Origin of the sequence: Mycobacterium sp. 852002-50816_SCH5313054-b, assembly GCF_001667185.1 — a bacterium.
Lineage (GTDB): Bacteria > Actinomycetota > Actinomycetes > Mycobacteriales > Mycobacteriaceae > Mycobacterium.
In genome coordinates, this window is sequence record NZ_LZIC01000002.1 from 58623 (window position 1) to 70360 (window position 11738).

Consider the following 11738-nt stretch of genomic DNA (forward strand, 5'->3'; position numbering starts at 1 on the left):
AATGGGCATCGAACACATCCGACTCACCACGATGGCTCGTGACCAACTCGTCACGCTGAAGCGCAGGACCGGCATTACCCACTGGAATGTGTTGTGCCGCTGGGCATTATGCCGTTCGCTGGCGGAGCCGGCGCCCCCACCAGCAGCGAAATTAGTGTTCGACAGCAATGTCGAAATGACCTGGCGAGTGTTCGCCGGTGAGCATGGCGACGAGCTGCTCGCCCTGGTGCGATACCGCTGCCACATCGACGGTCTGGCGACTGACGAGGACACCGTAGGGCAGCAACTACGTCTACATCTTCACCGTGGTATCGGTTATCTGGTCGGCGACCCGCGCGTCGCGAACATCGCCGGACTCGTGTCTCTCGCGCTGGATCAGTCGCCGGCGGCATGACGGCGCAAGTTGCCCGTCATCGAACGGCGATGACGCGTGCAGCACTATCCCGACCCGTCGCATTGGCGATAGGTGACGGCGTGCTCAGCGCCGGACAATCGGTGTTCGATTACGGCTGCGGACGAGGGGACGACTTACGTAACCTTCGTGCCCTCGGGTACCGGATCGACGGTTGGGACCCGAGCCATAGGCCTGGCAACGCACTTAACCCAGCCGACGTCGTCAATCTCGGCTACGTGGTGAACGTTATTGAGGATCGGGATGAGCGCCGCGTCACGTTGCAGCGTGCGTGGAACCTTGCCCAGCAGGTGCTGATCGTTTCCGCCAGGTTGATATGGGAAGCGAAGGACCTCGAAGGTCGTCCGCATGCCGACGGGCTCGTAACGCGTGCAGGAACCTTCCAAAAATTCTATGAACAGGCAGAGCTGGCGGATTGGATCGAGCAGGAGCTGGCCGTCAAGCCGATTGCCGCTGCCCCAGGCGTCTTCTATGTCTTTCGCGACACCACACGCGCACATGAATTTCTCGCGACACGGGCGTACACCTACCGGCCCAAAGCGCGGGTTGATCCGCACGCGGTGTACGAAGCACACCAGGACATGCTCGCGCCGCTGCTCGACTTCCTCAGCGTGCACGCTCGCCCGCCGCGTACAGGGGAGTTGAATGAGTCCATCGAGGCGTCGATCCGTGAGCAGTTCGGGACAGTTGCCCGTGCTTCTAACCTGATTCGACAAGTCACCGATGACGAGTACTGGGATCAGGTCAGACGGCAGCGACGTCAGGAGCTGCTTGTCTACATCGCGATGTCCAGGTTCGGCCGGCGCCCACGGTTCGATGAGTTGGCGAAAATACTTGCGGCAGATATTAAGACCCACTTCGGCAAGTACAGCGATGCGTGCCTCCACGCGGACCGACTTCTCCTTGCGACCGGCGATCCAGCCATCGTGCTTGTGTCCGCACGAAGCAGCAGTGTGGGCAAGCAGACGCCGTCAGCGCTCTATGTCCACCGATCCGCCCTCGGTCAATTGCCACCAGTGTTACGCGTCTACGAGGGCTGCGGACGTGTTCTTGCGGGCACCGTGGAGCACGCCAACCTGGTGAAGCTGTCGGTGACCGAGCCGCAGGTCTCTTACCTAACCTATCCTGACTTCGAGTGTGATCCCCATCCGACGTTGCGATCGGCCGTCACCGTGAACCTGCGGAGCCTCAATGTCAACTGGCGTGACTACAGCCGCTCCGACAACCCACCTCTACTGCACCGCAAGGAGGAATTCGTCGGCTTGGACGATCCGCGGCGTGGGCTTTACGCGAGGTTGACGGCTGCTGAGCGTCGTGCAGGCTTGTATGACCGCCCCGAGCGGATAGGCACGCTGCGTGGCTGGGAAGCCGAGCTGGCGAGAGGTGGTCGTGTCGTCCGGGGTCATCGGCTGTTTTGGGCAAACCAAAGCCGCCCTTGAGAAGCTGAACGCAAGAGATGAGCTTGACTAGTTCGCGGCGAACGTTGGTTGCTGCTGGATGGACCATGCGCGAATCTCATCGAATATCGTTATGTGCTTCTCGAGCGCCTCACCAGGGCAAAGGTCACATCCGGGCTTTCGGAGCACCCGAGCACATCGGGACATACCAAGGTTGGTTGACGTGATGCAATCTCGACGGCGCGAATTCAGAGGCATCAGCTACTCAGCGGAATATTCGAACCCGCCGCCTTCGTTGCCGATGTCGGGCCCAGAAGTATCAGCATCGGTGGAAGGATCGTCCCCTTCGACCTCCCCTTCCTGGTCGCCACCTTGCATCTCGTCTACAGCTTCTGCTGAAGTCGCCCCCGCATCGCTTTCTAGCCACTCGTCAATTTCTGCTGCTGTGATGTCAAACCATTTTATAAGTGCCTGCCGGACCTCCGTTGATGCGTCCTTGAGGCCCCGCTGCTTTCGTTCCTGTTCGGTCAGTTCGGGATGAGATGTCCTTAAAGCACGGGACTTTTCACCGGCAACATAGTTGACGTAGGCGCGCCTTGCTGAGTCACGGAGTAATTTCAGCGCGCCCTCGTCCAGGACGCCGCCCATTTCAGACAAAGATTGGGGCGACATAAGGATTTCCAACCAGAAGTAACGGAACTGGACGGCGCGAGGGGTGTCCATGTTGGTTACGATATTCAGTGCATGCTTCGGGAAATCTTCCCTTCGTTTGGCTAGGACCAATCGTCGATCATAATCTCCGGTTGTCTTACTCAGCATCCAGTTGTTAATCCCGCGGGCTAATTTGTCGGCTAGGTCAACGACACTCGCTTCTCCGGAGCGGGCTTTGCGGAACACCGTGGCAAGAGTTAGTGCAATCCCGAGCTGACAAGCATGGGTGTTCATCGCCTGATAGACCTGGTTGGCGTCGTCTCTTCTGTTGCGCTTACCCAACAGCTGGTTAGCACGGAGGTACTCAAATTCGCCTTGCTTTTCAGCGATCATGTCCCATGCCTTTACGACGTCCGGCTTTGGTGACCTGGTCGCGGGCGGCTGGTCTTGCCAGTGGGTTGCGGAATCTCGAAGTGTCCAGTACATGCCAACACCGCTAAACAAGGCCTCGGTCGCGAGGGTCGCAATAGCATCATCGGCCAACCACGTTTCCTTAAGCTGCGACATTGCCCGTGCGTGCGCTGCCCATGGCTCGATCTTGCTGAGGAGTGTCAACAACGCACTGCCCCAGGTGCTTTGGTACCGCTCGGTGAGCTCTTCAACTGCGGACTCAGGAAAGTTTTTGTTGCCGAGCTCATCTCGCGAGAACGACACGTCCCCGTCTATAATCGCGGGAGGAAACAGGGACTTCACGTCCAACTGTTCACGCATAAAGCGGTTGCGTAGCTCTTCGGGCTCTCGACTGCCAATCGGCACGTCGACGTCATTGACGTACTTGCTTGGGCCGAAAACAGCTCGATTTACCATCTCCTTAAGCGCATTTATATTGGTAAGCGCTGACCAACGGGCGGACTGCGTAGTCTTGGTTCCAGGGTTGTCGTATTCGACACAGTAGAGAGGCAGGTACTCATTGTCATCTTGGTTGCGCAGCTGAGTTAGCGTCGTCCGCGTCAATATGTTGATGAGCTCTCCGTCGGAAAGCAATATTAGTCGCGATTCACTGGGCGTCCGCGCTTCTTTATTCACGTCAACGAAGAGCTTGCGAGCAGCTTTATGAGGCTGCTTACCTTGACCGAAAAGCTCGGGGAACCAAAGCAAAGTGACCGGGACTTCAATATCATTGATCGTTTGACTTTTTAGGAGGTCCTTAATCCGCGCCTCGTAGAAATATCGATATCGGGCGCCCGTTCCGCTCTGCCAACTATTACGAATCGTACGGTCAATTGCGAGAAGTGCCATTGCACGGTGCTGCCCGTCAATAACTACGATCCGGCAAAACTCGCTGTTCCACCACAGTTGGCCTAATGCAACAGGATTCAGATCTCCAGCCTCGTTGAGTAGGCGCCTCACGCGAAGGTGCTGGCCAGCGTCCTGTTGGCTCCACGGTAGTGCCTCGGCCGTCGTCTGCGTGGCCGCGTCGAACTCGGGGAATTCCGATGGTTGTTGCCCGGAGAATGGCAGGGCAACGGCAACAATCGGGGGGAAGAATGCTGGACCAGTCCAGTCCTGATCCATGAGGTACGGCACCAGGCTGACGGCGACTCGATGGTCATCGAGATCGCGTTGTAGAAGCTGGTTGAAATCCAATTCCTCAGATGGCAGGACCTCGCGGACCGGCACCAAATGCTGGGTCAGCCGACGCTCGGGGTCGGTGGCATCCGGCCCCAGACGGGCCTTGGTCATCAAATACGCGACTTTTCCTGCCGGCGTTGAGAACTCGCCCAGGATGCCTTGCGCGTGGTTCTGAAAGGCGGGGGCGGCACCAAGGTTGCTGAGGGTCATTCTTATCGCCTTCCGAGTACAGGTAGAAAAATTCGCTGCAATATCCACTCGGCTGTTTTGGCGACATCTCTGGCCGAGGGTGTTGTGTCGTCGTCATCCGATGAGCCCAAGCTCGCCGGGAGAACCCAACATTGGAGATAGTCAAGCTGGAGTCCGGTCGCGGCGAGCCGGAAGCCAAATGATTCGCCCTCGAACTGCATCCGGGCCGCCAGGGTTGGGTCTTGGCGCAGCGCTGCACGCGCATTTTCGTATGCCGCCATATGTTCGCCGAGTCGTGTTCGCAGGTTGGTTGCGACGCCAATATAGAGGGGACTTGCAAATACCGGCGTTGCCGCCCGGAGCAGTGAGATCAGTAGCCTTCGGACGTTGGGATGCGCCGCTAGCTCGCCTAGATATGCACCAACCGCCGTGTCTTGGTGGTCTGGTGGTACATCAGCGATCGAGCTGCGTCGCAAAGTGCCTGCCCATGGGAGCTGGTAAGTGCCCTTGCCTGTCACATTAACGGGACTGGGTTCGTGGATTCGTGCGTATGAAGCTATGGCGCTACTCAGGTATCCCACAGCCAGGTCAAACCCATCCTTTTCGTGCGGCTTCCAGTCCTCGTCTGCCAGTCCTAGCTGGGCATACCAGGCGTAGATCCCAGCCGACTCCGGTGCCCTGTCAAGGTCAAGTGGACTGAGGTGCTGAGGACCTTCTACATGGGCACCACTGTGATCTGGCACGTTGCAGATCATAGGTAATACGTCAAGTTATGACCGCCATCGGCACTCGCCGCGCCGTGCGCTGACGCTCAGGATGCCATTCTGGTGCATGCCGGTTCTTGTCTGCTTGTAGCGACGAATTGGTCTGACGGTCCGGGGCGGACAATCGGGCAATGTTTAGGCATCGACGCATGTCGTAGATGGGGTTGAGATAAGTTCACCCACCGGTGACCAGCGTGTCGTTCCGCATGTTCGGCTTCGGCTCCGGAGCGAGATCAGCCTGGTGAATATCTGACCATTGGGTGAAACGTACCGACCGGTTGGCGTGTCATGGCGAGCGGCGGCGGCCAACGGACGAGCGCCGGAACCCATGGTGCAAACAGCGCGGGCGCCGCTCGCGATCCCCCATTCCGGCTCGGGCGACGGCGCCTCACTCGCGCGCTCGTCACCTGTGCGTGCCGCCGCCCTGCACCGCAGCCTGCCGTCCGTCGGGCACGGTGAAAATCCCAGGCTTCCGGCCTGCACACTCGCATTGATGGGCTCTTTACTGGTACGTGGACGGTGTTGAATGCTTGTCAGGCTGACTCCACGAGGGGGCACCGACGAGCGACACGGGTAACTCTAACCTCGCGATGACCGATTTGCACGCCTTCGGGCGCGGTGTGGAACGCCCGGAACACGTTGTGGTGGCCGGCGATGGTCGGGTGTTCGCCTCTGATAAGGCCTCAGCGGCCGCAGAACTCATTGACGAGAACACGGTTCGGCGTATCGGGCGGGCGGGCGGTGAGCCGAACGAGATCGCGATCGACCGCGACGGCCATTTTCTGATCGCCAACTGGGGCCTGGGTGTGCTGCAGGAACTCGACCCGGCGATCGGCGCGATCACGACGGTGCGGGGCGGCCAACTCGAGAGACGCCCTCTGCGATGGTTGAACTTCGTTCTAACCGATTCCGTTGGGGCGTTGTGGTGTTCGGTGAGCACGACGACAGACGATCTTCTCGATACCATTGCACGGGGCACCGCTGACGGGTTCATCTTCCGCGTCGCACCGGATCGCCAATCGGCGCAAGTGGTCGCCGACGCGGTGAGCTTCCCGAACTGCATGGCATTAGATCGCAACGAAGATTACCTGTACGTGGTTCGCACCGTGGCTGCTGACGTGGTGCGGTTTCCGATCGACGGCGAAACACTCGGGCCGCCAGAGCGATTCGGCCCGCCGCTGGGGGATCGGCGCCCCGACGAGTTCGGCCCCGACTGCGGCCGGTTCCTGGCCGACCCGCAGGTGGGCCGTCGGTGGGGGATGGCGGACGGGTGCGCGTTCGACGCCGACGGAAACCTCTGGGTGACACTGGTCCTCGCGAACAGGATCGTGGCGATCAGCCCGGACGGCCAGGCGCAAACGGTGCTCGACGACCCCGACGGCAAGCTGATGAGCGGCCCGACGAGTATCGCCTGGGGCGGGCAGGACATGCGCGACATCTACATCGGCTCGATCACAACCCCTTACGTGCTCAAGGGAAGAAGCTCGGTACCGGGCCTGCCGCTAATCCACCAGCGCTAGCCGCCTGACGGCCCGGGTCTCATGAAGTCCGGCAGCGCGGCCTCGGGGTCAGACGGGATCATCGACTCGCCCAGCCCCCATAACTGCCGAAACATCGCACCGCCGTCGACGACGAGCGTCTGACCGGTGATGCGGGCGGCCAGCTCGGAGGACAGGAACAACGCGGCATTGGCGATGTCATGCGCCCGGGGTGCGGCCAGGGGGTTAATTCCGTTGACGGCGTACTCATTCGGCGGCTGGTCCTCGTTGCCGGAGCCGACATTGCCCGGCGCCACCGCGTTGGCGCGAATGCCGTAGCGCCCCAGCTCGTCCGCGAAGGTCTTGACGAGCGAGATGACGCCGGCCTTGGCGGCGCCGTAAGCGGCATGGTAGGTCGCCGCCGCGATGCCGTCGACCGAAGCCACCGCGACCAGCGATCCACCACTGCGCTGGGCGATCATGTACCTCCCAACGGCTTGGAAAAGGTAGAACACCTGGGTCAAGTTGTAGTGGATCGTCGCGTCCCATGCCTGGGTGGTGAAGTCCTCGACCTTCGACCAGGTCGCGCCGCCGATGATGTCGACGCACACATCGACCCGGCCCAGAGCCGCGACGGCGTCGTCAATCGCCCGACCGACCTGCACGGGGTCGGTCATGTCGGCCACGATGGGGACGGCATTGCCTCCCCGGCCGACGATCTCGCCGGCAATGTGCTCCGCGCGCTGCTCGTCGATGTCGATACAGGGCACCGAGGCGCCCGCCTCGGCGAGGGCCAACGACGTGAACCAGCCATGGCCCGCGCGCTCCGGGATGTAGCCCGCACCCGAGACCACCGCGCGCTTACCGGACAGCCCCAAATCGATCACGTCCGGAGTATCAAGACTGTCTGAACCGCTGTCAATGACGGCCGAATGCGGCCGCAAATTGAGGACTGTCCGGCTAGCTGGGGATGTGGAACCATGTGGCAAATGAAGGACGACGATCCCGAAAAGCGGATCCGCGAGCTGGAACAAGAGCTCGCCGACGTCACGCGGCCACCGCAAAGCCCGCCGCCCTACACGGGCGGCGCGACGTATACGGAGAACCCGCCGCCGTACACCGGTGGTGCGACGTACACCGGCGGTGCGACCTACACGGGCGGTTCACCGTACGGCTTCGGCGCCCCGTCGCGGCGCAACAAGCCCTACCCCTGGTTGCTGGTCGTCATCCTGCTGGCCGTGGTGGTGCCGATCGTCATCAGCGTGGTGATGGTCTTTGCGAGGTCATCGACGAGCGGTTCGCTCTCCCGGGGGAGCGGTAACAGGACGACGTCGGCCGGTCCCACCTCGGTGCCGCAAGGCGGCGAGCTGCGGCTGAGCGGCACCGGCGAGACCAGGCAGGTCGCCTGCAACGACGGCAAGCTCATCCTGGCCGGCTACAACAGCAAGTACGTCGTGACCGGCCACTGCGCCAGCGTCACGGCGGGCGGCTACTACAACAACGTCACCGTCGACAGCGCCGACACCCTCGAGTCGACCGGCTACAGCAACACCATCATCGACCACGCGTGCAACAACGGCCACCTGAAGCTGTCGAGCTACGGCATCGAATACAGCGTCACCGGTCACTGCGCCAGCCTGGCGATCTCCAGCTACAACAACAAGGTCACCGTCGACAGCGTCGACACCATCACCGTCTCCGGCTACGGCAACAACGTCACCTACCACTCGGGCGCCCCGAAGGTCACCGATTCGGGCTACGACAACAACATTCAGCAGGGCTGACACTAATCTCGCACGATGGCCCGCAGTCCCCGCCTATCGGTCGAGACGTGGCTCGAGGCCGGCTACGCCCTGCTCGCCGAGGACGGGGTGCGCGCGCTCAAGGTTGATCGCCTCTGCCAGCAGGCGGGCGTCACCCGCGGCAGCTTCTACTGGCACTTCGAGGACATGGACAGCTACCGGGCCAAGCTGGTCGAAAGCTGGAACACGTTCCTGGACAAGGACCGCCAATCCCTGTCCGACCTCGAGGCGCTGCCGCCGCGGAAACGCCTGTCGGCCATGATGATCGCGTTGGTCAGCCCCCAGCACTGGATGCTCGAACGCGCGATGCGCGAATGGGCGCGCACCGACCCGGTCGCCGCCGCCAACATCCGCGCGGCCGACCGGCGCCTGCTGCGCACCGTCACAAAGGCCTACGCCGACTACGGTTTCAGCCCCGCCGACGCCAAGCTGCGCGCGGAGCTGACATTCGCGGCCGGGATCGGGCTGCTGCACCTCGCCGGCTCGGCCGCCGAAGCGCAAAAAGCCGCGCAACACGAGCGGCTGCTGGACCTCATGCTGGCCGACCCGTCGTAAGTCGCTGATTCCCGTAGGCCTCCCTGAGGCCCGCCGAACGTGGGGGATATGGATAGAAATTCGTGGGCATACGTACATTTCCCCCACGCTCGACGCGGTCTGGGGAGGTCAGCAGCCGGGGCTCCCGGCCGATATCGGGAAACTAGACCATTGCGATCGGCGAGATCTTCGCCCCAATCGCCAACGCGCCGGCCAACTCCCGGGCCATGTCGTAGTCGAACACGACGTGCCCCGCCGCGATGTCCACGTCGCGCTTGGCCCGCTGCAACGGGTTCGACAAAAACTGCGCGCTGGCCCCGGACGCCTCGAGCAGGTCGGCGACGATCGCCCGGCTCTCGCGCACGGTGTGCGCGGCCGCCAGCCGCGCCTCGGCCCGCACCGATCGGCTCACCCGTTCGCCGCCGGCGACGACGCCCTCGATGCCCGCGGCGGTCTCGGCGATCAGCGCCCGCAACGCGCGCAGCCGCACCCGCGCGTCGCCGAGGCGGATCTGCGCGGCGGGCTGATCCTTCTGCGTCACACCGCTATACGCCAGGACGCGCTCGCCGAGTCGTTCGGCGAAGATCTCGGTCACCCGTTCGGCGGCGCCGAGCACCGGCATCGACGCCGTCAGCGCCAACGCGGGCACCAGCGGCCACCGGTACGTCGGCGCGTCGTGAAACCGCGCCCCCGGCGCCGTCCCGCCGTAGATGTCGGCGACGGCGGCGATGCGGTGCTCGGGCACCACGACATCGGTGACGACGACGTCGTGGGAGCCGGTGCCGCGCATGCCGGCCGTGTGCCAGGTGTCGACGACCTCGACCTGGGCGGCGGGCAGCACGAGGAGCGAAGGATCGATGCGGTCCGGGCGCTCGATGAGCGCCCCGACGATCATCCAGTCGGCGTCCATCGCGCCGGTCGCCCACGACCACCTACCCGTCAGGCGCACCCCGCCGTCGATCGGGGTGCCGCGGCCGGTCGGGGCCAGGGGAGCCGGCGCCAGCACCGGCCCGAACGCGAACACCTCTTCCTGAGCCCGCGGGTCGAACAGTGACAGCAGCCAGTTGTGCAGCGCGTAGAAGCCCAGCGTCCACGCGCTGGAGGCGCAGCCGTGCGCCATCAGGCGAATCGGTTGCAGCAGTTCGGGAAAAGGCGCCTGAAGGCCGCCGAATCGGGCTGGGAGCAGCACGCGAAACAGGTCGGTCTCCCGGAACGCGCTGACCGTCGCCGCGGGCAACCGGCGCAGCCGCTCGGCCTCCTCGGCGCGCTCGGCCAGCCCCACGACGAACTCGTCGGTGACCCCGTGCACCGCGCGACCATAACATACTAAAAAGTACAGTAATAAAAGAGCAGGCGCTCTGTTACTATGTCCGGGTGCCCCGCCCTCGCGTCTACGACCAGGACCAGATCCTGGATGCGGTGGAACGGTTGGCGGTGCAATCCGGGCCCGCGGCCGTCACGATCCGCGCGATCAGCGACGCCATCGGCGTGTCCAACGGCGCGGTCTACCACACGTTCGGCTCCCGCGCCGGCTTGGTCGGGTGCGCCTGGCTGCGCGCCGGACACCGATTCCTCAGCGCGCAAGGCGAATTGATCGACGCCGCACCCGACGGCGACGCCGTTGCCGCCGTGGTGGCCGCGGCCGAGGCGCCCGCGGTGTTCGCCGAACAGCATCCGCACTCCTCGCAGCTGCTGCTCACGGTGCGCCGCGACGAACTCCTGGGCTCCGAGACGCCGCCCGAGATCGCCACCCAATTGCAGGACCTGGATCGCCTGCTGGTGGCGGCCATGATCCGGCTGGCCCGCGCGGTGTGGGACCGCAGGGACGCCGCGGCCGTCGACGTCATCACCACCTGCATCGTCGACCTGCCGACCGCCATCCTGTTGCAACGCAACCGAATCCACGATCAAGACGCGCGCCAACGCCTAAGGGCCGCCGTCCGCGCCGTCCTGGCCGTCGGCGCGCCCCCGCTACGACGCAGAACCACGGAAGGGAAGAAAGCATGACACCGACACTGACCTGGGACGACACGATCGCCGTCATCAACCTCGGCGACGACGAAAACCGTTTCTCACCAGAGTTTCTCGACGCCATCAACGCCCAACTCGACGACGTCGAAAAGGCCGGCGCGCAGGGCCTGGTCACCGCCGGGGGCAACAAGTTCTATACGAACGGACTCGACCTGGACTGGCTGGCGGCCCACGCCGAGCAGGGACAGGCCTACGTCGCCCGGGTGCAGGCCCTGTTGGCGCGCGTCCTGACCTTCCCGGCGCCGACCGCCGCCGCCGTCACCGGGCACGCCTTCGGCGCCGGCGCCATGCTGGCCATGGCCCACGACGTGCGGGTGATGCGCGCCGACCGCGGGTACTTCTGCTTCCCCGAGGTCGACATCCGCATCCCGTTCACCGACGGCATGGCCGCGTTGATCCAGGCCAAGCTCACCCCGCGCGCTGCGGTGGCCTCGATGACAACTGGGCGGCGGTTCGGCGGCGCGGAGGCCGCCGAGCTCCGCATCGTCGACGCCACCGCCGGCGAGGGCCAGGTGACCGCCGCCGCGACCGACCTGTTGCGCCCGTTGGCCGGCAAGGACCCCGGCACGCTCGGCGCGATCAAGCAGACCATGTTCCGCGCCGCGGCGCAGGCGCTGACCAACGCCTGAAATCTAGTCGGAGAAGCGCTCCCACGCCGACTGGCGCATAACGCCCAGGGTCTGCCCGATTTTCGTCCACGTGATACCGCGCCGGCGCAGCTCGCGCACCCAGGACCGCAGGTCGGTCTCGACCTGCTGGGCGACCACAGCCATGCGGGGGGTCGGCGAGCAGACGCAAAATCGCACGAGTGAGCCCCGCATAGTGCGAGAAAGCCGAGGCTCGCCGCG

General features: G+C 63.8%; 10 protein-coding genes and 1 pseudogene. 7 read left to right on the top strand and 4 right to left on the bottom strand.

What is annotated here, in order from left to right; genetic code table 11:
* The first annotated feature begins 1 nt into the window (after nt 1).
* Nucleotides 2-394, top strand: coding sequence for a DNA sulfur modification protein DndE (dndE, locus tag A5787_RS00315; RefSeq protein WP_066959865.1), 393 nt, complete (start codon nt 2-4; stop codon nt 392-394).
* A complete protein-coding gene (locus A5787_RS00320; protein ID WP_066959868.1) occupies nt 391-1851 on the top strand; it encodes a DNA phosphorothioation-associated putative methyltransferase in 1461 nt (486 codons plus the stop codon). The genes dndE and A5787_RS00320 overlap by 4 nt, the downstream gene beginning before the upstream one ends.
* Nucleotides 1852-2070: 219 nt before the next feature.
* Here A5787_RS00320 and A5787_RS00325 read toward each other — a convergent pair whose 3' ends face one another.
* Nucleotides 2071-4302, bottom strand: a complete 2232-nt coding sequence (locus tag A5787_RS00325; RefSeq protein ID WP_066959871.1) for a DNA sulfur modification protein DndB — start codon at nt 4300-4302, stop codon at nt 2071-2073.
* 1342 nt (nt 4303-5644) lie between these two features.
* On the opposite strand from A5787_RS00325, the gene A5787_RS00330 reads away from it, so the two are divergent.
* Entirely contained in the window at nt 5645-6565 is a 921-nt protein-coding gene (locus tag A5787_RS00330) for an SMP-30/gluconolactonase/LRE family protein (RefSeq protein WP_197506922.1), read from the top strand.
* Here the strand turns inward: A5787_RS00330 and A5787_RS00335 are convergent.
* Entirely contained in the window at nt 6562-7410 is an 849-nt protein-coding gene (locus tag A5787_RS00335) for an SDR family NAD(P)-dependent oxidoreductase (RefSeq protein ID WP_066959877.1), read from the bottom strand. The two genes, A5787_RS00330 and A5787_RS00335, sit on opposite strands and share 4 nt — an antisense overlap.
* Before the next feature lie 102 nt (nt 7411-7512).
* Between A5787_RS00335 and A5787_RS00340 the strand changes: the two genes are divergently transcribed.
* Nucleotides 7513-8307 (top strand): DUF3060 domain-containing protein, encoded by a 795-nt coding sequence (locus A5787_RS00340; protein WP_197506923.1) that lies wholly within the window; start codon nt 7513-7515, stop codon nt 8305-8307.
* Between the two features lie 15 nt (nt 8308-8322).
* Nucleotides 8323-8880: a TetR/AcrR family transcriptional regulator gene (locus tag A5787_RS00345; RefSeq protein ID WP_066959882.1), complete on the top strand. Its 558-nt coding sequence runs from the start codon at nt 8323-8325 to the stop codon at nt 8878-8880.
* Nucleotides 8881-9022: 142 nt separating this feature from the next.
* On the opposite strand, the gene A5787_RS00350 is transcribed toward A5787_RS00345, so the two are convergent.
* On the bottom strand, nt 9023-10168 hold the full coding sequence (locus A5787_RS00350) for an acyl-CoA dehydrogenase (protein WP_156763693.1): 1146 nt from the start codon (nt 10166-10168) through the stop codon (nt 9023-9025).
* 65 nt (nt 10169-10233) lie between these two features.
* Between A5787_RS00350 and A5787_RS00355 the strand changes: the two genes are divergently transcribed.
* Both A5787_RS00355 and A5787_RS00360 read left to right on the top strand, forming a co-directional pair.
* Nucleotides 10234-10866 carry a TetR/AcrR family transcriptional regulator gene (locus tag A5787_RS00355; protein ID WP_066959888.1) on the top strand — a complete coding sequence of 211 codons (633 nt, stop codon included), beginning with the start codon at nt 10234-10236 and terminating at the stop codon, nt 10864-10866.
* Complete coding sequence (locus A5787_RS00360) at nt 10863-11519, top strand: enoyl-CoA hydratase-related protein (protein ID WP_066959891.1); 657 nt, start codon at nt 10863-10865, stop codon at nt 11517-11519. The genes A5787_RS00355 and A5787_RS00360 overlap by 4 nt, the downstream gene beginning before the upstream one ends.
* Before the next feature lie 3 nt (nt 11520-11522).
* Here A5787_RS00360 and A5787_RS27135 read toward each other — a convergent pair.
* A pseudogene (locus A5787_RS27135) lies at nt 11523-11738 on the bottom strand (hypothetical protein); the annotation flags it as partial.